27 protein-coding genes, 1 tRNA gene and 1 pseudogene are annotated in these 24535 nt (G+C 41.9%); 5 read left to right on the top strand and 24 right to left on the bottom strand.

What is annotated here, in order from left to right:
• Nucleotides 1–40 precede the first annotated feature (40 nt).
• From NKMY2_RS10960 to NKMY2_RS04315, 3 genes and pseudogenes are all read right to left on the bottom strand, one after another.
• Nucleotides 41–958 (bottom strand): thiamine pyrophosphate-dependent enzyme, encoded by a 918-nt coding sequence (locus tag NKMY2_RS10960; protein ID WP_042685221.1) that lies wholly within the window; start codon nucleotides 956–958, stop codon nucleotides 41–43.
• Nucleotides 959–2101 (bottom strand): annotated as a pseudogene (locus NKMY2_RS10955) (LAGLIDADG family homing endonuclease); the annotation flags it as partial. It lies immediately after the preceding gene.
• Nucleotides 2091–4001, bottom strand: a complete 1911-nt coding sequence (locus NKMY2_RS04315; RefSeq protein WP_102007756.1) for a 2-oxoacid:ferredoxin oxidoreductase subunit alpha — start codon at nucleotides 3999–4001, stop codon at nucleotides 2091–2093. The gene NKMY2_RS04315 and the pseudogene NKMY2_RS10955, both read right to left, overlap by 11 nt.
• A gap of 236 nt (nucleotides 4002–4237) precedes the next feature.
• On the opposite strand from NKMY2_RS04315, the gene NKMY2_RS04310 reads away from it, so the two are divergent.
• Nucleotides 4238–5218: a 2-hydroxyacid dehydrogenase gene (locus NKMY2_RS04310; protein ID WP_320408953.1), complete on the top strand. Its 981-nt coding sequence runs from the start codon at nucleotides 4238–4240 to the stop codon at nucleotides 5216–5218.
• Here the strand turns inward: NKMY2_RS04310 and NKMY2_RS04305 are convergent.
• From NKMY2_RS04305 to pfdA, 17 genes are all read right to left on the bottom strand, one after another.
• Entirely contained in the window at nucleotides 5201–5464 is a 264-nt protein-coding gene (locus NKMY2_RS04305) for a hypothetical protein (RefSeq protein WP_042685041.1), read from the bottom strand. The genes NKMY2_RS04310 and NKMY2_RS04305 overlap by 18 nt on opposite strands.
• A gap of 44 nt (nucleotides 5465–5508) precedes the next feature.
• On the bottom strand, nucleotides 5509–6813 hold the full coding sequence (locus NKMY2_RS04300; RefSeq protein WP_238549766.1) for an NAD(P)/FAD-dependent oxidoreductase: 1305 nt from the start codon (nucleotides 6811–6813) through the stop codon (nucleotides 5509–5511).
• A 41-nt stretch (nucleotides 6814–6854) separates the two neighbouring features.
• Nucleotides 6855–6954, bottom strand: a tRNA-Ser gene (locus NKMY2_RS04295).
• Between the two features lie 84 nt (nucleotides 6955–7038).
• On the bottom strand, nucleotides 7039–8130 hold the full coding sequence (locus NKMY2_RS04290; RefSeq protein ID WP_042685035.1) for an inositol-3-phosphate synthase: 1092 nt from the start codon (nucleotides 8128–8130) through the stop codon (nucleotides 7039–7041).
• A gap of 65 nt (nucleotides 8131–8195) precedes the next feature.
• Nucleotides 8196–8639, bottom strand: a complete 444-nt coding sequence (locus NKMY2_RS04285; protein WP_052347509.1) for a hypothetical protein — start codon at nucleotides 8637–8639, stop codon at nucleotides 8196–8198.
• A 1-nt stretch (nucleotide 8640) separates the two neighbouring features.
• Nucleotides 8641–9639 (bottom strand): RNA-guided pseudouridylation complex pseudouridine synthase subunit Cbf5, encoded by a 999-nt coding sequence (locus NKMY2_RS04280; protein WP_042685032.1) that lies wholly within the window; start codon nucleotides 9637–9639, stop codon nucleotides 8641–8643.
• Nucleotides 9636–10196, bottom strand: coding sequence for a cytidylate kinase family protein (locus tag NKMY2_RS04275; protein ID WP_042685029.1), 561 nt, complete (start codon nucleotides 10194–10196; stop codon nucleotides 9636–9638). The genes NKMY2_RS04280 and NKMY2_RS04275 overlap by 4 nt, the downstream gene beginning before the upstream one ends.
• Before the next feature lies 1 nt (nucleotide 10197).
• Complete coding sequence (locus NKMY2_RS04270) at nucleotides 10198–10815, bottom strand: EMC3/TMCO1 family protein (RefSeq protein ID WP_042685026.1); 618 nt, start codon at nucleotides 10813–10815, stop codon at nucleotides 10198–10200.
• Nucleotides 10816–10817: 2 nt separating this feature from the next.
• Nucleotides 10818–11396, bottom strand: a complete 579-nt coding sequence (locus tag NKMY2_RS04265) for an adenylate kinase (RefSeq protein ID WP_042685025.1) — start codon at nucleotides 11394–11396, stop codon at nucleotides 10818–10820.
• On the bottom strand, nucleotides 11383–12810 hold the full coding sequence (gene secY / locus NKMY2_RS04260; RefSeq protein WP_042685023.1) for a preprotein translocase subunit SecY: 1428 nt from the start codon (nucleotides 12808–12810) through the stop codon (nucleotides 11383–11385). The genes NKMY2_RS04265 and secY overlap by 14 nt, the downstream gene beginning before the upstream one ends.
• On the bottom strand, nucleotides 12803–13225 hold the full coding sequence (locus tag NKMY2_RS04255) for an uL15 family ribosomal protein (protein WP_042685021.1): 423 nt from the start codon (nucleotides 13223–13225) through the stop codon (nucleotides 12803–12805). Before NKMY2_RS04255 ends, secY begins: the two co-directional genes overlap by 8 nt.
• The gene (locus tag NKMY2_RS04250) at nucleotides 13226–13693 is read right to left on the bottom strand and encodes a 50S ribosomal protein L30 (RefSeq protein WP_042685213.1); all 468 of its coding nucleotides are present in this window, start codon (nucleotides 13691–13693) and stop codon (nucleotides 13226–13228) included. It abuts the gene before it with no gap.
• Between the two features lie 5 nt (nucleotides 13694–13698).
• Nucleotides 13699–14412, bottom strand: a complete 714-nt coding sequence (locus tag NKMY2_RS04245; protein WP_052347508.1) for a 30S ribosomal protein S5 — start codon at nucleotides 14410–14412, stop codon at nucleotides 13699–13701.
• A gap of 2 nt (nucleotides 14413–14414) precedes the next feature.
• Nucleotides 14415–14897, bottom strand: a complete 483-nt coding sequence (locus NKMY2_RS04240; RefSeq protein ID WP_042685018.1) for a 50S ribosomal protein L18 — start codon at nucleotides 14895–14897, stop codon at nucleotides 14415–14417.
• A gap of 39 nt (nucleotides 14898–14936) precedes the next feature.
• Nucleotides 14937–15842 carry an ornithine carbamoyltransferase gene (argF, locus tag NKMY2_RS04235; protein ID WP_042685015.1) on the bottom strand — a complete coding sequence of 302 codons (906 nt, stop codon included), beginning with the start codon at nucleotides 15840–15842 and terminating at the stop codon, nucleotides 14937–14939.
• On the bottom strand, nucleotides 15839–17200 hold the full coding sequence (gene ftsY, locus NKMY2_RS04230) for a signal recognition particle-docking protein FtsY (RefSeq protein WP_042685012.1): 1362 nt from the start codon (nucleotides 17198–17200) through the stop codon (nucleotides 15839–15841). The genes argF and ftsY overlap by 4 nt, the downstream gene beginning before the upstream one ends.
• 6 nt (nucleotides 17201–17206) lie before the next feature.
• Nucleotides 17207–17629 carry a prefoldin subunit alpha gene (gene pfdA / locus NKMY2_RS04225; RefSeq protein WP_042685009.1) on the bottom strand — a complete coding sequence of 141 codons (423 nt, stop codon included), beginning with the start codon at nucleotides 17627–17629 and terminating at the stop codon, nucleotides 17207–17209.
• A 59-nt stretch (nucleotides 17630–17688) separates the two neighbouring features.
• Between pfdA and NKMY2_RS04220 the strand changes: the two genes are divergently transcribed.
• Nucleotides 17689–18081, top strand: coding sequence for a cupin domain-containing protein (locus NKMY2_RS04220; RefSeq protein WP_042685006.1), 393 nt, complete (start codon nucleotides 17689–17691; stop codon nucleotides 18079–18081).
• Between the two features lie 19 nt (nucleotides 18082–18100).
• Here the strand turns inward: NKMY2_RS04220 and NKMY2_RS04215 are convergent, their stop codons facing one another.
• The gene (locus NKMY2_RS04215) at nucleotides 18101–18721 is read right to left on the bottom strand and encodes a superoxide dismutase (protein ID WP_042685003.1); all 621 of its coding nucleotides are present in this window, start codon (nucleotides 18719–18721) and stop codon (nucleotides 18101–18103) included.
• 154 nt (nucleotides 18722–18875) lie between these two features.
• Between NKMY2_RS04215 and NKMY2_RS04210 the strand changes: the two genes are divergently transcribed.
• The gene (locus tag NKMY2_RS04210; RefSeq protein WP_238549765.1) at nucleotides 18876–20858 is read left to right on the top strand and encodes a S8 family serine peptidase; all 1983 of its coding nucleotides are present in this window, start codon (nucleotides 18876–18878) and stop codon (nucleotides 20856–20858) included.
• Here NKMY2_RS04210 and pckA read toward each other — a convergent pair whose 3' ends face one another.
• Nucleotides 20859–22460, bottom strand: a complete 1602-nt coding sequence (pckA, locus tag NKMY2_RS04205; protein ID WP_076613384.1) for a phosphoenolpyruvate carboxykinase (ATP) — start codon at nucleotides 22458–22460, stop codon at nucleotides 20859–20861.
• 143 nt (nucleotides 22461–22603) lie between these two features.
• Between pckA and NKMY2_RS04200 the strand changes: the two genes are divergently transcribed.
• Nucleotides 22604–23008 carry a 50S ribosomal protein L32e gene (locus tag NKMY2_RS04200; RefSeq protein WP_042685207.1) on the top strand — a complete coding sequence of 135 codons (405 nt, stop codon included), beginning with the start codon at nucleotides 22604–22606 and terminating at the stop codon, nucleotides 23006–23008.
• The gene (locus NKMY2_RS04195; protein WP_042684998.1) at nucleotides 22992–23447 is read left to right on the top strand and encodes a 50S ribosomal protein L19e; all 456 of its coding nucleotides are present in this window, start codon (nucleotides 22992–22994) and stop codon (nucleotides 23445–23447) included. The genes NKMY2_RS04200 and NKMY2_RS04195 overlap by 17 nt, the downstream gene beginning before the upstream one ends.
• Here NKMY2_RS04195 and NKMY2_RS04190 read toward each other — a convergent pair.
• Together NKMY2_RS04190 and NKMY2_RS04185 are read right to left on the bottom strand one after the other, a co-directional pair.
• The gene (locus NKMY2_RS04190; protein ID WP_102007755.1) at nucleotides 23444–23737 is read right to left on the bottom strand and encodes an MGMT family protein; all 294 of its coding nucleotides are present in this window, start codon (nucleotides 23735–23737) and stop codon (nucleotides 23444–23446) included. The two genes, NKMY2_RS04195 and NKMY2_RS04190, sit on opposite strands and share 4 nt — an antisense overlap.
• A gap of 5 nt (nucleotides 23738–23742) precedes the next feature.
• On the bottom strand, nucleotides 23743–24516 hold the full coding sequence (locus tag NKMY2_RS04185) for a D-aminoacyl-tRNA deacylase (RefSeq protein WP_042684995.1): 774 nt from the start codon (nucleotides 24514–24516) through the stop codon (nucleotides 23743–23745).
• Nucleotides 24517–24535: the final 19 nt, after the last annotated feature.

Raw genomic sequence — 24535 nt, 5'->3', positions numbered from 1 at the left:
GTAACTTGCTAATATTCATTATATTATAACCCATAACATTTCAAACAGACATGGAATCTAAAATTTTTGATATGTCAGTAGTTGGCTTGCCATTTGATGAGACGACCTGCGAGGATGGCGGGTTTTCCATATAGTTTGGAATTTTATCCATGATTCTCTTTTCATATTGGCTGATTATTTCATTTTTATAAAATATGCCAGTTGGGATTTTAGTGTCCCATTCTAGAGATTTGATTAGTGCCTGTGTTAATTTTTCGTTAAATTCCGTTTCAGAGTCATAATGAACCACTGGATCATATCCTGTATCTTCAAGCTTGTAGATTCGTGAGTGCTGTTTTTTTGATTCGTCCAGATTATCCATCCCAGAATACCAGTCACGGGTATTGATGTCGTTGTATGTAGGACATGGCTGTAAAACGTCAAGAAATGCAAGACCTTTGTGGTTCACCGCTGCTATAATGAGATCCTTTAGATGCCTCACGTCATACGCATATCCACGCGCGACAAAGGTAAACCCGCTTGTAATCGCAAGGCCGATTGGATTGACGTTGTAGTTTGTGTTTGGGGTTGGCAGTGATTTTGTTTTTTCTCCCAGCCGCAGTGTTGGAGATGCCTGCCCCTTTGTAAGTCCGTAAACTCCGTTGTTAAATATGATGTATGTTAGATCCAAGTTTCGCCTACCGGCTGCGATAAAATGACCCACCCCTATTCCAAGCCCGTCTCCGTCACCACCCGCTGCAATGATTTTCATATCCGGATTTGCAAGCTTTGCGCCCTGTGCAAATGTCAGAACTCGCCCATGCAGAGTATGGACACCGTACACGTTGATGAAGTGAGATGTCTTGCCAGAGCACCCTATTCCAGAAAATATTGCGGCTTGGTGTCGAGGTATCTGCATTTCGGATAGCGCCATCTGTATTGCATTGACAATACCAAAATCACCACAGTTATGCAAGATTGCGTTTTCGCTTACGTAAGAGTTAACATCGTCAACTTCTAGGTTGTATACTGGGCCATCATAGTCAAAACTTTCAATTTTTTTGATTGGGATCATTACATAGTCAGGTGTGAGTACGGATGATGGGGGTTTTCCAACATGGTTTTTTGGTTCCATCTTCTCATCTAGTATTTTACACAGTATTGCAAAATCACGATCGTTTACAATCTGAATCGAATACGATTCTCTGTGAATGCCTTTTGCATTGGCAACAGAAATTATTGGTACAATTCCCTGTCTTAGCAACAAGGATTTTAGCTGTTCAGACAGGGTCTTTGAAACAGTCTTGAAATTGCCACGTATTTGTTCAGTGCTTAACCAGCCATCCCCGCGCCACAATCCTTTGATCAGTTCTTTTTGCTTCATGGCAGGAAGAAGCATTGCAAAATGCGGTATTTTTTTGTTGTATGATTTGTGTCCAAACCAATCTAAAAATATCCTTGCAAGTGGTGCCGAATAAAATGAAATGGTCGTTACATTTCTTTTGGTAGTTTCCGTTCCAGTTAGACCAAACGTTTGCAGCATGATATTTTCAACATCATTTATGAATTCGACTTCTTTTGAGTTAAATGTAAAACAAATCTCTCGTTCATGCACATGTCCTTCCGCAATATAGTATCCCATTAGTCTCAGAGTATCCTCGTTGAGCGGAATTTTGTTTGGCAGATCTTTGCTTACGGTGTCTTTTTTCTTTAATTGATAATCGACATCAATAAACTCTCTGTCAATTTGTTCTTTTTGAACAGGATATACAAGATAATCTTTTGTTTTGATTTCGTCTGCTCTTGTCCAAACGGCATCAAATTTTTTGTTGTGTCGTTTTTGATGTTCACGTCTTACTATTAGGACAGGGTGTTCATCCGTAAGATATGTTGCTCCAAAACATTTTGTCATAATCTTGAAAACTTTTCCCCTATGAATGTGTGCCATAACTTCGCTCACCCTATGGTAAAGGCCATCTCTTCCAAGAACTCGCTCTCCAACGCTGACTTGTTGTATTTGTTTCACCGAGGGATTGCAGTGAAGTAAAGTGTCAGGCAGTACGCATCCAGGACACCAGTCGTTGTGTACCTCGGTTTTGTAGTCACCTATCTTAAGCGCCATGAGTTAGTACCTGCCTTTTTTCGGCCTTGTTTGCTATTATGTTTTTTAGTGAATCGTACAATTCTGTTGAAGTCATTGCCCTTCCAGTGTATTTTAGAATATAGTAATCAGGACTGTGTTCCAAGTTTTGCTTTAAAAGCAGTCCGAGCTGACCTGTCTGGTTTGCCTCAATGTCAATTATTGTTTTGGCATTTTTCAGTAACGATTTGATATAGTCAGTTGGGAATGGATGAAGTAGTTTCATTTGGATGAATCCTATGTTGATATTTTCTTTTTTTAGCATGTCAATTGCATCAAGAATCGGGCCCTTTGTGGAGCCCCAGCTCACAACACAGTAGTCAGATACTCCATACGATACTGCCTGCTCCTCTTGAGGCATTGTTTTTAGCATGTAGTCCAGTTTGGAGTATCGCTTGTCCATTTTCTTTATTCTAATTTCAGGATCTTCGGATATGTGGCCAAACTCATCACTTTCGTCGCCAGTATTCCAAAATATGCCATTTTCAAGCCCAAGTTTTGACCTTGGAGAGATCCCATCTGGGACAAAAGCAAACCTCTTGTAGTCTCCCTCAATTTTATCCAAGAGTTTTCCTCGGTTAATTGTTATTTTATCAGAATCAAACCTCTTGCATGTAACTACAGAGCTTGCCAGAAACTTGTCCATCATGTGGATGACTGGGACTTGATAGATGTCAGCATAGTTAAAACATCTTCCAGTATCATAGAAGCTTTCCTCGATGTCGCCTGACGCATAAACCATTTTCGGAAATTCGCCGTGTCCTGCATAGATTGCAAACATTAGATCATCCTGACCGTGTCGTGTAGGTAACCCGGTGGACGGTCCACTTCGCTGATACAGAGTAATTACAACTGGAACCTCGTTGATTCCTGCCCATCCCAGCATTTCTGCCATAAGTGAAAACCCTGGACCAGACGTGCAGGTTGCTGAACGGGTACCTGTTAGTGCACCCCCAATCGTCATCCCCATTGCAGATATCTCATCTTCTGTTTGTACCACAACAGTTGAGCCAGGCCTGTTTTCCTTGACATCTAAAATTTCGTTTGATTCCAAATAGACGCTCTCATCAGAGGCGGGGGTGATCGGATAGTACGGCTGAAATCTGCAGCCACAGACCATTTTGCCAAGCGCAGTTCCCTGGTATCCCTGAACCAGGATGGTGCCAGGTTTTTTCTCAACTTGCTTTAGACGATACGTAAAATTCGGAAACTTTGCAGTGGCAAAATTATACGCATAATTTGCTGTTTTTTTGTTAAGATCCGCAATGGCTTGCTTTTTTGCAAAAATCGCATCAATTGAGCTAAGCAGTGTCTCAGGAGGCATTCCAAGCACGCCAAGTGAGAACGAGACTCCAAGCACATTGAACATCCTCACCATTCCTTTGAGTCGGGGATTGTTTACCTCGTCTGCCATTGTAGACAAAACATTTCTAAAAGATACAGGATACAGATTAACGCCGCGCTCTTGCGCAATATCTAAAATTCCCTGAATTGTGTACGGTTTGTTTTTAGAGTCCAAATACTTTAGCAATCTTTGCTTGTAGTTGAGATCCATGTTATGGACCTCGTCAACTTTGGTGGCAACAAGATCAGAGTCGTAGATTATCGCGCCGTTTTTGATTACTTCGTCTGCATGCCGAAAAATTGTCTCTGCGTCAAATGCGGCCATCAGTGTTACGTCGTTGATGTTTGAGTGAATCGCATTGTTTGACACCCGGACAACAAAATAGCTGTGCTCGCCCTTTATGTTAGAATAAAATTCTCTTTTCCCAAAGATCTCATAGCCCATTGCAGCACATGCTCGGGAAAATATGTTAGCTCCAGATTCTACCCCGCTTCCCTGTGGCCCACCAATTAGCCAGCTGATGTCTGTTTGTTCCAACATGTCACCTAAGTTTTGTTTGTTATTAAGAATATGTAAAATTTATCCACCAGTTGCTGCTTCAAAGAGAGCGCATTCACATTTGTCTCGCTCCCCGCAATAAGGACAAACACAAACGCATTTTTCTATCGCGTTACCGCATTCTATGCATAATGCAAACTCTTCTTCCTCCAATTTTTGGTCACCATGGTTGTGATAACAAATCTTATAAGGATTGATGAGATTTCCGCAGACAGTTGGCAAAATCTAGAATGAAAATTCTTCTCACTCGAAAACTGCACGAATTTGCTATGACAGAGCTGAAGAAGCGATATGACATTTACGTTCACAGTGGGGAAATACCAATGCCAAAAGGCAAACTGCTATCAAAAATAAGTCAGGTTGACGGCCTTGTTTGCTTCCCCTACGATGTGATAGATGAGGAGATAATTGAAAATGCAAAAAAACTCAAGGTAATCAGCACGTATAGTGTTGGGTATGACCACATTGATTTGCAAAAGGCAAAAGCACGCAAAATCAAAATTGGTTACACTCCAGATGTTCTAACAAACGCAACTGCCGACCTTACAGTAGCTCTCATGCTTGATTCTATGAGAAGGATCACCGAGGGTGACAGAATGATCAGAGGTGGAAATTGGAAGGTCATATTTGGTCCACATGATTATGTCGGTACTGACATAGAAGGAAAAACAATCGGAATTTTTGGGATGGGAAGAATAGGTAGTGCGGTAGCAAAAAGAATCACCCCATTTGGAATGAAAATCACATATCACAGCAGACACAGATTGCCAAAAAACCAAGAAAAAAAATTAGGTGCAAAATTTGTTTCGCTTGATGAACTATTTGAGAAAAGCGACGCCATAACAGTTCACGTTCCATACACAAAAGAAACACGTGGAATTGTAGACATGCGTCTTTTGAAAAAAATGAAAAAGACTTCACATTTGATCAACACGTCACGTGGAAAAATAATAAACGAAAAAGATCTGATAAAAGCACTAAGATCAGGCATGATTGCAGGAGCTGCCCTTGACGTATTTGAAAAAGAGCCAATAGGAAAAAATCACGGACTTGCGAAAATGAGAAATGCGGTACTTGCGCCCCACATTGGAAGTTCTACTACCGAAACAAGAAAAAAGATGGCGGAAATTACAATCAAGAATTTAATTTATGGCCTTGAGCAAAAGAAGATGATTTACTCAGTCAATCTGGACTAGGTCGTCTGGGTGTGCCTTTATGCAGTCAGTTCCGACTGGTTTTAATGCGGAAAAATTGATTGCGCCTTTGGGCATCTTGTCTTCCTTTTGTAAAGCCTCCAGTTTTGCGCTAAAAATTTTTTTGTGCCTGTCACATGTTACACCCACCATGTATTCGTCATTCTCAGACGCGATGGAGATTATGAACTCTGGCGGATTGACGCAGCCTCTTCCTTTTTCTTTAATTGAGCAACGATCTGGAAGCAACAAAGCATCTTTGTGAAATAACTATGTAAAGGTTCATGAACTTCTCAGAGATTGATTTGTTCAATTATTTTATCAAAGTTCCAAAAAGACTCCCTTGCTTTCTGGAGATTTAGAAATCCTCTTTCCTGCAGTTTTTTGACAACCAGGGCAGAATATGCAGGGGCACCTGTCGCCCCAGGAGAGTTGTAATTGAGAATATGAAACGAATTGTCCCCCTCAAGATCCAAGATTTCAGGTACAAATTCTCCTTTTTTTGAGATTAGTGGGGTTCGGATCCCGGAGGTTCCCCGCTTTGCGAAAAAGTCAGGATTTATTTTCGGTATGAATTGTTTTACCCTATCTATCATGGTATTTTTTGACAGCGAGCTTTTCCATTCCTTTGAAATCAAAGATAGAAATTCTGGGTTTACCAATAGTTTTTTTGAGCTTCCGCTGAGAATCTCACCAAGCTTTGATACCACGTCGGAAATATTTCCAACATAGCCAGAATATGTTTCTGGAGTTGCAACGGGAACTGCGTTTGGCCCGATTTCTGTTGTGCCGTCTGCTCTTTTGATCCAGTGCGGATCTAAAAATGGAAAGTTCGTAAACTTGGCTACAGAATAAACGTTGGTGTTTACCAGGTTTTCATGTTTTTTCTCCGCAATCCAATATTCTCCCCTAAAGTGGAGCGACGAGTATTCGTTTGCAAGACCGAACATTTTTGCTATTTCAAGCGAATGTCCGCCGGCGCAATTTATCACGAACTTGCACTCAATGCTAGAATTATTTGAAAAATGCAATTTCACACACTCATCCATATTTTCGATTCTAGTCATCTTATGCTCAAACAAAAATGTTACATCGTGGTTTTTGGAATAACGGTAAAGCTCCCCAGTCATAACACCATAGTCAGTTGAGACGTCGCGGCTGCAGTAAATTCCAGAGTTACATTGAACGTTTGGCTCTTTTTTTGAAACTTCGCTTGAATCCATTAGCTCAAGGGCGTCTTCTGGAATCCCGTTTTGTGCCCCCCACTTTAGATATTTTTCCAATGTTTTGTGTTGCGACTCATCTAGTGCAACTTCAAGTGTGCCGCATTCATTCCATGGAATGTTTCTCGGAATTGAAAACTCCTTCCAGAGGTCACGAGACACCATGGCCGCCCTTGCAATTGTCTTCTTTTTTTGTGGATCAAGGTAGAATGGAGAATGTATTACGCCGGTGTTCCTTCCACTTGCGTGCTGCGCAACACCGCTCTCCTTTTCGATCACGCATGTCTTGAGATTTGAAACAGTAGAGAGCCAGTACGAAATGCTAGTGCCCAGTATGCCGCCTCCAATTATACCCACATCGTACTTGTTCAACACCAGAATACCAAAATGCAACGATTAATGGATTATGAAAAAAGCGCCGAGAGGGAGATTTGAACTCCCGTACCCTTACGAGTACGCGCTGTATGGTTTTTTCAATTTCCAGGCGCGCGCCCTACCAGGCTAGGCGACCTCGGCAACGTCTTTACGACAAAAAACTATCTCAAGACTGATTATTAATACGTGATTTTTGCGGCTCGGTTTAGTTGAGGATCAGACTGTTTATCCTTTGATGAATTTCTCTAGTTCGTTCTTTGCTTCGGGATCGCTCATCTGTTTTGGAGGATGCTTCATCAGGTAGGCACATGCCGGAATTATAGGTCCGCCCATCTTTCTATCCAAGGCCAGTCTTGCCAAACGCACTGCGTCAATTACAATTCCGGCAGAGTTTGCCTTGTCGTCGACTTCGAGTCTTACTTCCATGTTGTATGGGATGTTTGCCCACTGTCTCCCTTCAATTCTCATAAACATCAGCTTTGTATTTCCTAAAAATGGAATAAAGTCAGACGGTCCCACATAGATTTGATCGTCAGCAAGTCTTTGCTTTAGCTGGCTTTGAACACTTTCGGTCTTGGAGATTCTTTTGCTTACCAATCTTTCTTGTTCTTTCATGTTCAAAAAGTCAGTATTGCCTCCAACGTTGATTTGGTAAGTTTTTTCAATTTTAGTTCCGCGATCGTCACAGAGCTTGGCAAGTGTCCTGTGGACAATTGTTGCCCCAACCTGGCCTTTTATGTCATCACCGATTACCGGAATTTTCTTTTCTGCAAATTTCCTGCCCCACTTTCCTTCCGATGCGATAAATGATGGAATGCAGTTTACAAATGCAGTGTTAGTGTCAAGACATGTCTGAGCCCAGTATTGCGTTACTTTGTCAGAGCCGACAGGCAGATAGGAGACAATTATTTCAACGCCGGTTTCGTCCAGCTTTCTTTTAATTTCCTTTGTAATTTGTTCTTGGGTTTTTTTGCTTTTTACTGGTTTTACTTTGTTTTCTACCCAGATTCCGACGCCGTCAAGAAGCGGACTCTCATAAACGCGCCCGCTTGATTTTGGCATCTTTTGTTTTGGAACCCAGTTGACCATGTTCGGGGATTCATAGATTGCCTCGTTGATTGTCTTGCCAATCTTGTTTATGCCAACATCAAAGCCGGCTACAAACTCTAGATCATAAATTGAATAATCGCCTATTTTTTCATGCATTAGCCCAATTACTTGCTGTTTCGGATTTCTCCTGTAATACTCGATTCCTTGAATTAGTCCAGAAAAACAATTGCCTATTCCGACTAGCCCTACTTTGATTTTTTTCCCCAAGTCTATTTTGGGTGTCGATAGACTTGTTTTAAATTTTCCTGCCTAGCCAAACCCGGAAGTTACGGTTACTTGAGCACGTTGATGGTGACAGAATCCGTAATCTTTTGCTCATTTTCTGTAAATGTGCCGGATTCCACGACATATCTGCCGCCGATTACCGCAGTACCGTCATTTTTTGTTTGGTTCCAGACAAATACGGACTCTTGTTTTGGATCTAGTTTTGAATTTTGAATATTTGATGAAAAAATCGTAGTGCCGTCAAGGGCCCTGATTTGCAATTTTGTAGTATTGTCAGAAAACATCAGGGGGTATGTCCCGGAATTGATGATTCTAATTTGTACGCTTTCTCCGGCAAGATAATTTTGCTTGTCCGTAATAACTGACAGTGAGGGGCCTTCAACAAATTCCAAGCCTTGTTTTTTGGAGCTTATTTGATCCAGATATATGCCAAGCATTGCTGCAGATACCACCCCAGTGCAGACTGCAATTACTAGTCCTTTTGGAAACATGCTACTTTGGTCGAACGGCCTTTGTGCGCCAGTTTTTTGGATAGGTGTTTGGGGCCATGATTATTCTGTTTGTGGTAAACGCATATCCCTTTGTAGCATCCTTGATTTCGGTTTCAGACAAGAGAGATTCTGCAAGCGCTACAACTTCTCCTTTTTGCGTATATACAGCTACAAGGTCACCTTTTGAAAGATTTGGGGATATCTGGAGAATTCCAGGTATTGCAAGTTGCGCTCCATGACACAGTGCGTCAACTGCGGAGTCACGTATTACGACTGACTTTATTTCAGTCAACGCGAGTTCTATGGGGAGAATCATCTTGTATAATTTGGAGTCGTCCTTTTTTTCTTCCCATTGCGCATATGCATCTGCAAGCTCATGTAGGGTAACTAGCTTGTTAGATTCGTTGAACTGGTGTACACGGGAACGGCGAAGCTCAACCATGGTTGCGCCAGGTCCCAGGATTTCACCAATATCATAGAATAGCTTACGAATGTAAGTTCCAGCCTCACACAGTACTCGCAGCAGCAAGAGTCGCTCTTTTTGTTCCACCAGTTCAAGTTCATAGATAGTTCTTGTTCGAGTTTTGCGCAAGACAGCAGAACGTTGAGGTGGCTTTTGGAAAATTTCCCCGTGAAATTGATTTAGTACGGCGTCTAGTTTTTCTTTGCTTGGAAGAGAGTGCAATCTCCCCAGCCCATAGTATTCTTTTGGTCCAAGCAACAAGACGCCCAATGCCTTTGTTGCTTCTCCAAGACCAAGCGGCAGGATGCCTGAAACCTGAGGATCCAACGTCCCACTGTGACCAATCTTTGGAAGTTTTAGGATTCTTTTTGCCCATGCCACAGTCTCATGGCTTGTCGGTCCCGGTGGCTTGTCAAGCAGAATAAGACCGTAGTTTAGAAGGTCGTTGATTGTTCTTTTGTTAAAGTATACGCCGTATTGATCATTTGTTATATCATCGTCAAGCACGACTAGATTTTGCAGTTGAGGTAGTTTCAAAATATTTTGTGCACCTTTTCTATCGCAGTTGTCAGAACCTTGCTTGCATCAAGCCCGTCAGTATCAATTATGATGTCAAATACGGATAAATCATCTCCAAAGTCAAAGCCGTATAATTTTTTGTACAAATTCTTATTTTCTTCATATCTTTTTTTGACAATGCCCAACGCTTCTAAAAGCGGCATATTATCCCTAATTTGCATGCGTTTTGCACTGTTTTCCTGAGAGCCTGCAAGCCAGATTTTTACTCCGTCTTTGACAAGCCATGGCAGCGTATAGCTCGTTATTACCACGTTTCCTTTGAGAAAAATATCCTTTAATTTTTCGTCCACCTTTCGGTCAAATTCATAATTGTCCTTTCTTTGGTTTAGGAATTTCATTCCGTCTTTTGTATCCCACCAGTCGTCACCGCCTGTTTGAAACCCTTGTTCTTGTGCAAAGTCCTTTAGAACGTCGCCGCCACTTAGGCTTTGCAGGCCAAATTCTTTTGCGAGTCCTTTTGAAACTGTGGTTTTGCCAATAGCTGGAGGCCCAGAAATGACGATTGATTTTATCAAGTTACGATAAATCCATTGAAGTTTTGGTCAGTTTCATTACTATACCGCTAAATGTAATTGATGCCAAAAAGTACCAAGCCCAGAAATAAACATCGTTTACGTTGTTGCATATTTTTCCATCAATTTTGTCAGCAGTACACGTAAGCTCAAAAAAGTGATAAGGAATCACATTTAGCGAAATTGGCGACACTGCCACAGTATATGAAAACAGGGGAGGAAGTACGAAATAGAAAACCAGAATCAGCGGTACAAACGTAATCATCATTGGCCTCATGTTCATTTGCATCATTTCTTGGTTGAGCTTGCTCATGTAGGAGGATTTCTTGTTTAGCTCTGCCTGTTTTTCCACATCCTTTGATCTAAATGCGGCCATGCGCTCTTTTTGCCATGCCTTTGTTTCCCTCATGATTCGTTGCAGCTTTTGCTGATCAACGAGTTTTTTTCTCACTACGGCATTAAACAAATTTAGAAGAATTGCAATTCCAGTGATTCCAAACATTGCTGGAATCATTCCCTTTACTATTGGGTCTGCGCTGCCAAGCGGTCCGCTTTGTATACCAAGCAAATCGCCTTGAAGGAGTATTGACTGTAAAAAATGTAATATTATGATTGGTTCCATGTTCAAAATCCTATTGCGTTTATTACCTCTTCGGCTGCCTCCTCGATGTTACCTTCCGTATTTAGGATTGATTTCATTGGGGAGCCAGTCAACACTGCGCAGCTTGAAAGCATTGCATCTTGGACTGCCAGCTCCTTTTTTATGCTATCTATTGAGACAATGTCCCTGTTTCTTGTGGTATCTTTCATTCTTCGATTATAGATTTCCTCAGGCCTTGCGGAAACTGAGATAAAGTTTGCAGGTTCTAGCTCCTCAAGGACGTGGTACGGCAGGCCAGGGTAAAATCCCTCTTTAGTTGAGATGAATGCGTGGGTATCAATAATTACCACATTATCGTTAAATTCCGCAATTATTTGAGCTGCCTTTGTTTGAAGTTCTCTTTGCTTTGATACAGATAATTTTCTTAGCTCGTCCCTGTCATTAATTCCCATTTTTTTCGCTTCTTCAAACATGACGGTTCCAAAGCTGTGAACGCTGACACTTTTCTTGCGGCTGTTTAAGAGTTCAACAATTTTTGCCACGAGTGTTGTTTTTCCAACACCTGCAATTCCAACCATTATGACTTTTTTACTTTCGCCCAAGTAACGCACCCAGACGAGGCATGACAACTTCGACTTGTTCTCGAATCAATTGTTGGTAATAGTTAATCAAGATATCAACCATCAGCAATATGCCTACTCCACCACCAATCACTCCAAGAACATCAGATACGCCAGCTAGCGCGCCAAGTATTGCCGAACCGATTATGGTTACAGATGGGATGTATTTGTTAAGAAGTGCCTCAACTGGTTGATTTGATCTTCTAAATCCTGGAACTTGGACATCGGCGTCAAGCAGGTTCTTTGCTGCGCTCTTTGGAGATAATCCACCAAGCTCTACCCACAGTCTTCCAAACACGATTACAATTCCAATCATAAACAAAACGTAAACTAGAGCTCGTATAGGGTCAAGGGCTGCAATCGTGAATCCTCTTGGAGGCGTGATATAGTAGATGATTCCGCCTATCGGTGTAGAGGGACTGGTAGGATCAAATTGTCCAAGTATGTTAAAAAGTGCATTATTGTTTCGTGGATTAAAGTTAGCCCACAACATCTGGCCCATAAACACCGCGTTTGCAGTTAGTGCAGATGCAAGAATAACTGGAATGTTTGAAACATACATGAGTTTGATCGGATATGTAGCGGAGAATCCTCGGTATTTTGTAGAGACAATAGGTATTTCCACTTTCATTCCCTGAGTGTAAACTAGGATCAGCAATATGCCGGCAGTCATTGACATGCTAAGCAGGCTTGGCAGATTATTGCTTCTGAACATTATATCTGACAGATTGGCACTGGTGATGGACTGCCCAATGTACGGTATGAGCCCAACCATGCTTCCGTCTCCTGCTGGGATTGGGCTAAAGAGACTCCACACTATTTGTTGTGCAACTCCTGCCATGATGAAAACACTGATTCCGCTGCCAAGACCCCATCCTTTTTGGACAAGCTCGTCAAGGAACATTATCAGTATAGATGCGGCAATTAGTTGCCCTGTTATCACATAAAGTACGTCTGGCGTGACTCCTGGGCCATAAACTGCCATGGCATATACTACTGATTCAACTATGATTACGATGTAAGTGACTATCTTTGTCGCTGTCTGGAAGGCTCCCCTCTCTTCAGGATTCTTAAAGTCAAATTTCAGAATTTCTGATCCTTTTAGCAACTGCATCAAGAGTCCTGCGGTGACTATCGGTCCTATTCCAAGCTCAATCAGGGTTCCTTGCTGAGATGCAAAAATTACTCTGGCAAATGCCAGAAAGTCAAATTGCGGGGTAGTCGCACCAAAAAGTGGAGTTTGGCCCATTACCTGGTAAATTAGTAAAGCGATTCCTGTCCAAATCAGTCTAGTCTGTAGCGAAAGTTTCTTTTTTGGTTTTGGTACTTGTACTAGATAGGGTTCAGATTTTAGCACTATTTTCTTGACTAGTGCAGTGATTGTTCCTTCACTCAACGACTAACACCTCTCCCCCGACTTTTTTGATCTTGTCTTCCGCAGAGGCGGTGTATTGTTCTACCTTGACTAAGTAGGCATTCTTTACCTGTCCTCCACCAAGAAGTTTGTCGTATCCCAGACTGGTAAGATCTATTAGCTTTCTGTTGCCTTCCAGCTTTCCATGTTTTGCAAATATATCGTCTAGGTCTCTTACACTAGCCCATTTTTTTATTATGTTTGGGTGAGGTGGATGAGTGGAATCGTGACCAAAGTGATCAGGATCAAATTTCAGTAAAGTGCTGTACAGGTGCTTGTGCAGTCCTGATTTGCCAAGTCCACCTTTGTGACCACTTGCTCTGTGCTGTCCTATTTGTCCCCAGCCATGAGTTCTGGAGCCTCTGAACTTTCTTGTCTTTCGTAGTCTTGTTGCCATCTAAATCATTCTCTTGACAAGCTCGATGAGGTCTTTGTTTTTTCCAAGTATGCCGCCTTCACCATATGTTTTTCGTGTGCTTCGTTTAAAGCCGCTTCTTGGTGGAGCAAGTGCAAACCAGGGTTTGAGTGGTTTTACTTTGTTTAATGAGATTTTACCTTCGTTTAGTGAGGCTGCAAGATCATCTATTGTTTTAAATCCAGATTTTTCCAAGTCTGCGTTTGTGATTTTTTTGTATCCTTCCTTTCTGCCCTTTTTATTTAGAAGTTCTTTCGTGATGTCAAGATTTGCTTCTTGGTACGATACATAGTGTTTGACTTTGTCTAGCATTCCAAGCGTGTTGTCCTTGGCTGGAATTATTGTCGCTCTAAATTTCTTGTCTAGTTTTAAGAGTTGCAGTGTTGTTTTTGCCCAGTGTGGGACGTTAATTTGTCCGCTCATTCTGACTACGAGGTATGCTTTTGCCATTTTTATCAACCCTGACTAAATGTCTGTCGTAGACATTCCAGTATTGCTTTTGATGTAGAACCCATTGTGGCAGTTGAGCCCTTTGCTGTGGTCCATGCATCTTTAAGGCCTGCAAGTTTGAGAAGATTTCTAATTTTTCCACCTGCAACCAAACCTAATCCTCTTGGCGCAGGTACAATTTCGACAACAACGCTGCCACCCTTTCCACGTACTTTGAATGGGACGGAGTGAGGTTTGTCGCATCTGCATTCCCAGCTTCCACAGCCAAGTTTTACAGGACTGACGTTGAGGTAAGCGTTAGTTGTTGCTTTTTCAATTGCAATTCTCATTTGTTTTGATTTTCCTTGGCCAATTCCAAGATAGCCGTTTTCGTTTCCTGCCGCAACAAGTGCCTTGAATTTTGTTGCTTGGCCGTTTGGTGTCATTTTTTGTACCATGCCGACGTCGATGACTTCGGTTTTCAGGTCAGGCAGTAGTTTTTTGATTATTCCTGCTTCTTGTATTCTAAGTCCGTTAGCATAAATTTCATCCATTGTTGTAATGAGGCCAGTGGCAACTTTTTTGCCAAGCTCTGTGCGAGGCACCCAAACCTCTTCTTCTTTTTTGAATCCACCACGTCTGTCTCCTCTTGGTCTGTCTCCCCTTTGTCCGTATCCGCGAGAATCTGATCTTGGCGCACTAGAAGGTGCGTCTGATTTTGGAGTTTGTGTTTCACTCATGTCTACTTGACCTCACTATCAATTGTGGATTTGATTTTTGCAACATCGTTTTTTACTTTAAGGTGCTCTCCATTTATTCTGTCGGCACTTGGGAGGGATTCTTCGCCGGCAGGTATTGTCAAACCAGCATCAATGACTCCTTTTAGAGCAGCGGACATTCTTTGGGTATACTTTCTTGTTCCGCTATACATGATTGCGTCTTTGGCTCCCTTTGAGAGTGCCTTTTTGCCTGCAAGATAACCTGTAAGATATGCTGCTGGGACGTTTTTTCTTGATCCCTTCCAGCCTTTTTGTATTAAGAATCTAGAGTGAGCAGATGCGATTACCAGATCTCCTTTCATTTCTGGTTTATGAATTTGAACTAGAGTATTTTCGTTAGAAATCTGAATTGTGACAAAATCACGCCTGCCCATAAGCATTAGCTTACGCTTCTTATAGTTGGTCTTCTCATCACGTAATCGTCGTAGTATGGTGGAATAAGCCATTGCGATATTGATGAAATTTTTGAACTACTCTTATAAACGTTAGATAGAAAGAGATGCAAGTAATGCTTTTTGGGAATGGAGCCTGTTTTCTGCCTCATCCCAGACAACTGATTGTGATCCATCTATTACAGAGGCAGTTACCTCTTGACCCCTTTTTGCTGGAAGACAGTGCATGAAAATGGCGCTTTCGTTAGCTTTTGCCATAAGCGAAGAGTTGACCTGATACTTTGGGTAGAATTTTTTGAGTCGTTTCGGATCGTCATGAATTGATACAAACGTGTCTGTAACCACAACGTCAGAGTTCAATACTGCCTTTTGCGGATCCTGAGTTAGTTCGATATCGATTAATTTTTTGCAGTTTTGGATTACTTTGGGACTTGGTTCAAATCCTTTTGGGGTTGCAATAGATATGGAAATTTCCGCCTTGGCGCAGCCATAAATCATTGAGTTACACACATTGTTGCCATCGCCAATCCAAGCAAGTTTTAGTCCCTTGAGTTTTCCTTTCTTTTCTTTGATAGTCATCAGATCTGCCAGAATTTGGCATGGGTGAAATGAGTTGGATAGACCGTTGATTACCGGAACTTTGGAATTTTTTGCCAGTGCCTCAACTGTAGAATGTTCGTAGACGCGTGCCATGATTACATCTGCATACCTAGAGATTGTTTTTGCAGTGTCCTCGACTGTCTCTCCACGAGATAGCTGTAATTCCTGTGAGGAAAGATTTAGAGCATGGCCTCCAAGCTGGAACATCCCTGCCTCAAAACTTATGCGTGTTCGAGTTGACGGTTTTTGAAATATCATTGCAAGTGTTTTATTTTTTAATAGCGGTTTTGAAATTCCTTTTTTGAGATCTTTTTTTAGTTTTATCGCAAGGTCCAGTATCTGCACTAGCTCTTTCTTATCAACCTCATCCAGTGTCAACACATCTTTAGATTTTATCATTTGAACCAACCAAAACGCCGCTTCTTTTTTGGTTCCTCTTCTTTTTTATCTTCTTTTTGTTTTTCTTTGGGCTCTTCAACTTCTGATAATTTTGATTCCGACTCTTTCTTTGGCGGCTGGCCTGGCTTTGGACGACCGTTGGCTATCCAGTTTCTAATGTTTTTGGCCATGGTAAACGCATCTTCGTCATTTTCTGGTGGCGGGACATCATACAAGTCAGCATACGTGGAGATGTCTTGATCCTTGATTCCTTCGAATGGATCTGAGACTTTTTTTGGTTCTGGTTTTGGTTCTGGTTTTGGTTCTGGTTTTGGTTCTGGTTTTGGTTCTGGTTTTGGTTCTGGTTTTGGTTCTGGTTTTGGTTCTGGTTTTGGTTCTGGTTTTGGTTCTGGTTTTGGTTCTGGTTTTGGTTCTGGTTTTGGTTCTGGTTTTGGTTCTGGTTTGTAGTCATCTCCACTGCCAAAGACTGCCTCAAGGAATACCTGCTTATCAAAGGGTTTTAGGTCCGAATATTCCTGACCTACGCCCACATACAAGATTGGCTTTGATGTGATTTTAACTACAGATAACGCCGCCCCTCCACGAGCATCGGCATCGCTTTTTGTCAGTATCGCACCATCAAACTGCACGTGCTGATAAAACTCCCTTGCCTGGTTGACAGTGTCGTTTCCAGCCAACGAGTCACCTACAAAGATTTTCAGATCTGGTTTTACCACCTTGGTAATTTTTTCAATTTGATCCATGAGGTTTTTGCTTGTCTGCATTCTTCCTGCAGTGTCAATCAAAACACAGTCAATTTTGTGCGATTTGGCATACAGTACTGCGTCTCGTGCAACTGCCGCAGGATCAGAGCCATAATTTTGCGCAATTATCTTAAGGTTCAACCGGTTTGCATGTTCTGTCAGTTGTTCTATTGCACCTGCTCGAAACGTATCTGCAGCTGCAATAACTATTGAAAATTTATTTTCCTTTAAAAGATGTCCTAGTTTTGCAAGAGTGGTTGTTTTTCCAGTCCCATTAATTCCAACAAACAGAATAACGCATGGCTCGCCAGAATTTTTCTTTGTGTTGATCCTAGACATTATATCAACAGTGCCTGCCGCGTCGAAAAGATCAGAAATGCTCTGAATTAGACTGTTTTTGACAAAGGATTCAATTTCTTTTCTATCAACAGATGTTCCGATTAACTTTTTTTTAAGATCAGATTTGATTGCATCTATTACTTCGGTTGCAACGTCGGATTCCATTAGCGCGATTTCTAATTGGAATAAGAGATCATCGATATCATTTTCTTTTAGTTCCTTTTCACCAAGGCTTTTAGTGACAGATGAAAAGGCACTACGTAATTTATCAAACATGAAGTCTCACTGTTTGGGGGGATTTGCAGATTGTATTAATCGATTCATTTCCTGTTTTAGTTGCTCTAGTCTCATCAAGACCTGATGTTTTTGTGACGCAGTCTCGTTTAGTGCCACCTGGAGCTCCTTTATTCTTGATTCAAGATAGTTTATGGCAGAATCGTGTTCCTTTTCCACCATTATCCCCGCACCAACATCTATCAATACCTTTGATGTTCCAGAAACGTTGGCCTTGACATATGTGCCAAGTCCCACAGGAATTAGTGATTCGAACTCTTGCTTTTGGTTAATTCCCCTAACGGATTCAACTGAGGATACGGCTTCACGCAGAAAAGTCATAATTGCTTCTTCTTTTTGATCCATGCTCGCAGTATAGGACTCAAGCATTTGCATTTGGTAAAGAAGCTGCTGGGCTTGTTCTTCGCTCATTTACAAAAAAATCAGTTCAGATGCCTATAAATGCATTTATTGGATGAACTCCGATACAAATGATTTCAAAGAAAAATGGATTATTTGTCAAGTCAAAAACAAAATGGGTTCACCCATACAAGGATCATCCTACAGACAGACTGAAGATCAAGTTAATTCTAAATGAGAAAATCAGGGGGAGCCGAATAGTTGGACTTGAGGCACGAATCGAATCGGGGGACGTGCATCAGATGCACATTCACAAAAACGAGTACGTACTAGTTTATTCTCTTAGCGGAAAATGTGTTGTAACAGTTGGACAAAAAACAAAAACGATTCTCCCAAACACAATGATTTTCATCCCGCCCAAAGTCCCACACCGATTTTACAACAAATTCTCAAATCCTTGGGAGGGCATAGCATTCGCAATAGGAACTAGGAAAAAGATCGACAACATCTGGATGGAAGAATGAACAAAAAAAGAAGATAGAATTATTTAGCTTTGGAATAACGCTTTTCTACTTCATCCCAATTTACGACGTTCCACCATGCTGTAACATAGTCTGCTCTTTTGTTTTGATATTTGAGATAGTATGCGTGTTCCCAAACATCAAGACCAAGCAATGGAACCAGTCCTTCGGTTCTCGGACTCGTTTGGTTTGGCATTGATTTGTATTCAACACTGTTTGATTTTGGATTGAATACGAGCCAGCCCCAACCGCTTCCTTGAACTCCCGTGGTTTTTGTCGAAAATTGTTCCTTGAAGGAATCAAAACTGGCAAATGTTTTGTTGATTGCATCTGCAACTGATCCGCCAGGTTTGCCGCCGCCATTTGGTTTCATGTTATTCCAAAACAGCTTATGATTGTCATATCCTCCACCGTGGAAGTTGATTGCGCCACGTACTGCTTCTGGCACTTGGTTTATGTTTGCAAGAACGTCTAGGAGATCCTTTTGTTGCAAATCAGAACCAAGCTTGTCCCAGGCATCGTTTAGGCCATTGGTGTAAGCTTGATGATGTTTTGTGTGATGGATTTCCATTGTTTTTGCATCGATGTGTGGTTCTAACGCATCATAGGCATATGGTACTTCAGGAAGTGTGAATTTTCCCATGACGTATTAACCAGGTGTTCATAATTTAATGATTTGTCTTGCCTACCATCAGAAATAAAATCCAAGCATGAATTTTATTCTCTGAGGAAAAGGATAAACCGTGAAACGTCAAAAGATAATTTTTTTCGCATTTGTCATTTTGTTTGGCGTTATTTTGAGCTCCCAAAAAATACAGTCAGACATAACATTAGAAATTCTTCTCGACAAGAGCGGCAAATACGTCGGTGCAGACTATCCCCACGATCTTGGTTTCAATGGAAATGGGATAAAGGTCGCAGTAATCGACACGGGTGTGGATTACAGTCATCCTGATCTTTTTGGGTTTGGTCCGTCTGGCAAGGTAGTAGGCGGATACGACTTTATCGAAAACGACGATTCCCCAAACGACACAAACGGGCACGGAACTGAGGTTGCCGGCATAATTGCCGCAAATGGAAGTCTAAAAGGAATCGCACCGTCTGCAAAGATTCTGGCTTATCGGGTTTCAGATACTGGTGAGGGAGTGTCATCAGATCTCATCATAAAGGCAATACATCGGGCAGTAGCAGACGGTGCAAACGTGATCAACATCAGTCTTGGAGTCAACAGAACAAATGAAAGAATTGACGAGGCGATCAATTATGCAGTAAAAAAAGGAATCGTGATAGTGACAGCAGCTGGAAACAATGGGCCTGACCCAAGCACCATAGGCAGCCCGGGGAAGGATCCCAACACAATTACGGTCGGCGCCACATACAACAACATCACATCCAGTCTTGTCGCAACACTCCAAATCAACGGCGAACGTTTACAGGTTTTGCCAATGGCCGGGATTAAACCGACAAGTGAACCAGTTGTAGCTGAAATCGTCTTTGGCAAATACGGAAGAGCCGAAGACCTCATCGGGGTTGATGCAAGGGGAAAGATCCTGCTAGTTGAAAGAGGCAGCGATAAAAAAGATGAGCTTGTCTATTTTTCAGACAAGGAAAAAAACGCCTCAAGTGCGGGTGCAAAAGCCATAATAGTATACAACAACGAGCAGGGAATATTTCTCGGGGAATTAAACCACAAGCTTACAGGCCCAGATTACGAGTCAACAATTCCTGCAGTATCCATGTCAAGAGAAGATGGGTTGTCTTTGAAAAACAGAATACAGAACAAGACAATAGGTACGCTCAACGCATTTTATCATCCAGACTTTGTTTCATTTTTTAGCTCGCGTGGTCCTGTTTCTCCCTTTTACATAAAGCCAAACTTGGTAGCGCCAGGGGTTTTTGTGAATGCGACCTCGATTAACGGCAATTATAATCTGACAAGCGGGACGAGTTTTGCAGCCCCCCACGTTTCAGGCGCGGTTGCCATTTTATTGCAAAAAAACCCAGAATTGACCCCGCATGAGATCAACTCCATAATTTCAACTACGGCAGATCCAATATCAGATACCTATGAAACGCCGTTTCCACTTGAAATAAGCGGAGTCGGCAGACTGAATATAACAAAGGCGTTTAATGCAAATCTAATCATAACGCCATACCAGGTCATCTTTGATTTGTCGCCACACATCAAAACACAGACTGCCACGTTGCAGCTAAAAACAATCAACCATGAATCCCCAAAAGTAAACGTGGATTTCAAATTGAACGGAGATGCGGTGAATTTTGAACATTTCCTTGACGGCAACCATCTTTACATCACCTCCAATCTTGTAAGGGAGATTCCAAGTGAGTATCAAGGAATGATCACGCTAGATGACGGAACGACAAAACATCACATTCCAGTGTTGGTAAGAGTATCGACAAGTTCAGTTGATGCAGTTAACGATAACGGAAAATTAAACTTTAGAGTTTATTCAAATGACACTTGGTCTTATGCAAAAATCTCAGTGTATAACGATGATTCTAATCTAGTAAGCACTGCATCCATAACGCCAACAAAAAGCGATCCTGTTTTAATCCACGAAATAGGGCAATATTGGATTGAGGCAAACGTCAAAGACGGAAACAATACGGTCAACGTGTACAACACCATACTTGTAGAGTCGTCTGCAAAAGATCAGATCGACTTTAGTGCAATCGGAATACCCCAAAGACAGATACTAATCATATTTGGGATCATGGCAATAATTGCAGCAGTCGGAATAATAATTAAAAAGAAGTAATTACGGTTTTGTCCCTGCGTTTATTATTTCTGGGGCCACATTTTTGAACTTGTTAAAGTTGTCTGCAAACATCTGAGCCAGTTTTTTTGCAGAAAGTTCGTATGCGTCTTTGTCTTGCCACGTGGTTTTTGGATCCAAGACTTCGGACGGAACGCCGGGACATTCGGTAGGAACATCCACATTAAAGAGAGGATCGTGTCTGTATTTTACGATATCAAGTGCCCCAGTAAGAGCTGCCGTGACCATCGCCCTACTGTACTTGATGCTGATTCTCTTGCCAACTCCGTATGGTCCGCCTGACCACCCGGTGTTAATCAGATAGACCACAGTCTTGTGATTGCTTATCTTTTCTCCCAATAGTTTGGCATAAACTTCTGCAGGCCTAGGCATGAATGGAGCGCCAAAGCACTCTGAGAATGTAGCTTTTGGTTCTTTTATCCCCCTTTCTGTTCCTGCCAACTTGCTTGTATAACCAGACATAAAATGATACATGGCGCCTTCCTTTGTTAGCTTTGAGAGCGGAGGCAACACCCCAAGCGCGTCCGCTGTCAAAAACACGATTACCTTTGGATGTCCGCCAACACTTGGAAAGACTGCCGTCGGAATATACTCAAGCGGATATGCGGCCCTGGTGTTTTCTGTAAGTGAGCCATCATCAAAGTTCGGCTTGAGTGTTTGTTTGTCAATTACCACGTTTTCTAATACGGCGCCGGATCTTATCGCGTTCCAGATTTGCGGTTCTGCTTCTTGGTTTAGGTTGATGCATTTTGCATAACAACCGCCTTCAAAATTAAAAACACCATTATCTGACCAACCGTGCTCATCATCGCCAATTAGCATTCGGTTTGGATCTGCAGAAAGCGAGGTCTTGCCAGTCCCAGAAAGACCAAAGAACAGTGCAGTGTCTCCGCTTTTGCCAATGTTTGCAGAACAGTGCATTGGAAAAATCCCTCGTTTTGGGAGAAGGTAATTCATGACAGAGAACATGGATTTTTTCATCTCACCGGCATAGCTTGTAGAGCCAATCAAAACAAGTTTTTTTGTCAGATTGATCAGTATGAAAACATTTGATCCAGTTCCGTCCACTTCGGGTATAGCCTCAAAGTCATTTATGCATAGAACTGTAAATTCAGGTTCGTGGTTTTCAAGCTCCGCCGCAGACGGCCTTACAAACAATTGCCTTGCAAAAAGACTCTGCCAAGAGTGATCATTGATTACGCGAATGGCAAGGCGATTTTCAGTGTCCGCGCCTACAAATCCATCAAATACAAAGAGCTCCTTTCCCTCGACAAACTTTTTCATCTTGTTGAAAATCTTATCAAATCTATCAAGCGGTATTGGATGGTTAACTTTCCCCCAGTCAATAGTGTCGTGGGTTTCGTCGTCATCTACAATATAGCGGTCGTCAGGTGACCTTCCCGTGTATTTGCCAGTCTTTACTGCAAGCGAGCCAGTGGTGGTAAGTATGCCTTCGTTTTTTTGCACGGCCATTTCGACTAGATTTTCAGGCGAGAGGTTTCGGTGAATTTTTGACGGTTTTATACCAAATGCGTCTATCTGAGAGACAAATTTGGTAGTAATGGTCGATTTAGGATCAGTCATGTTTGTTTATCAACCCAATTTCAAGAAACGCAGGCATGAACGTCAAATATTCGATCCGGTTGCAGATTCATTATTATCTCTTACTTTTTATGCGAAAATTTGCACAAGTAACCTATTTATTGTAAAATCTAAGAGTCCGTATGTTGACCATCAATAAAGAAGAACTGGCATTAAGAAAAACAATTGCAGAGCACAGGCCAGACTTTGTGAGACAAGAAAGTTGGAGATATGTAAGAGTCGGACTAGCTTGGAGAAAACCAAAGGGAATAGACAACCACCAGAGAAAACAAAAGTTCAGAGGTCGACCAGGATTAGTCAAGGTAGGATATGGCGGTCCAAAAATAGCAAAGGGTTTGCACCCATCAGGATTTACAGATAATTTAGTTCACAATGTTGCTGATTTAGAGAAACTAAACCCAAAGACAGACGGCGTAAGAATTGGCCACGGTGTTGGAACAAAGAAGAGATTGGAAATAGTTAAAAAAGCAATGGAAAAGAAATTCAAGGTTTTCAATGCGAGGGTGAGGACTAGTGGTAGTAAATCTTAGAGCTAAAAAGCGCCTCGTATCTCGAGTCGTTGGAGTAGGCCTTGACAGAATTAAATTTGATACTGAGAGATCAGACGATATTGCAGATGCCATCACTCGTGAGAACATTAGAAGTCTCATAACTGCAGGCACAATTACAATCAAACCAGCAAAGGGAACATCTCGTGGAAGATCAAAGTTCAAGAAATCACAAAAGTCCAAAAGGGGAGCTACCACTGGTTCAAAGAAAGGAAGGAAGGGAGCTCGTGTCGGAAAGAAAGAAGTCTATGTAAAAAGAACACGCGCATTACGATATAGACTCAAGGTAGCAAAAGACAGAAAAGATATCACAAATCCGGAATTCTGGGAACTCTACAGAAAGGTAGGCGGAAACACAGTAAAAGATACTGCTCACCTAAGAGGCCTAATTGAGGAAATAAAGGCAAGACGCAAAGATTAGAATCGGAAAACAGTTTTTTCCCAATTTTGAATTTTTCCACTCTTAACTGAGATTCCTTCTTTTGAGAGCATGTTGGTCTTTACATCTTCGCCGTAGAAATAGCCGCCAATTTTTCCATCAGACTTGACAACACGGTGACATGGAATGATTACTGGAAATGGGTTTTTGTTCATAATTCTGCCGATTACTCGCTGACCATTTGGCAGATGGATTGCCTTTGCAAGATCACCATACGTAGTAACTTTCCCTTTTGGCACCATGAGCAACTTTCGATAAACCCTACGTTCCAGATCATTCAAAGTTTTATCATTTCCATATCGGCATCCCGGATTAAATCGATTACCTTTTGTTTGTGTGATCCTAACCCTCCCCAATCTAGCAGTGCGGTTTTTGCTCTGTTTCGATCTAAAATATGAGAAAAGAGAGACTCGTCTAGAAATTCAAGTGCGTGCTTTGGAATCACGGTCCCCAGGGCATGCTTTCCTTCGATGAGCTCTTTTGTGAATTTTTCAGGGTAGTGGGTGCCGCCAAAACATATTGCCACAGGATTAGTCGCAATTGGCCCAGACAGGGTTTGCAGCACCAGGTTTGCGACAGAGTTGCAAAGGGACTCATCTGTCCACTGTTTTTCGGTGGTTCCAATCTCGATAAATATCGCAGGCTTGTTCAAAGCGGTAGGCCCATGATGGGTGGCCTCTATTGTGATTTGAAATTCAGAAAAAGCATCTTTATTTTTCCATAACGTTTGCAGGTAGGATTTTTGCAGGTGTGGGTGCGGAACTGCGACTTGCCTGTTATTTCCGCCAAACTGTGCCGCGTCAAAGTTTCCGGTGCTGTGGCACGTCAGGGCAAGTTCTCCAGACTGCGCTGCATGTTTTGACAGAAATACGAATCCATCATAATGATATTTTTCCTCAAGCCAGTCTGCAGAAATAGCAGGGGTTGGAATAATTACTAGATCAAAATTTTTTCCCCGGTAAATGTCACCATCTTTTTTCATCCGTTTTGAGATGAATTTTGCCATGTTATGGCCAGCCGGGTCTTGTTCGTACGCAACTAGCAGTTCCACGACCTAAAAGATATAAGGC

This window comes from Candidatus Nitrosotenuis chungbukensis (genome assembly GCF_000685395.1).
Classification (GTDB): Archaea; Thermoproteota; Nitrososphaeria; order Nitrososphaerales; family Nitrosopumilaceae; genus Nitrosotenuis; species Nitrosotenuis chungbukensis.
Note: the sequence above shows the minus strand (reverse complement) of the source record. Positions and strands in the feature narration are given on the sequence as shown.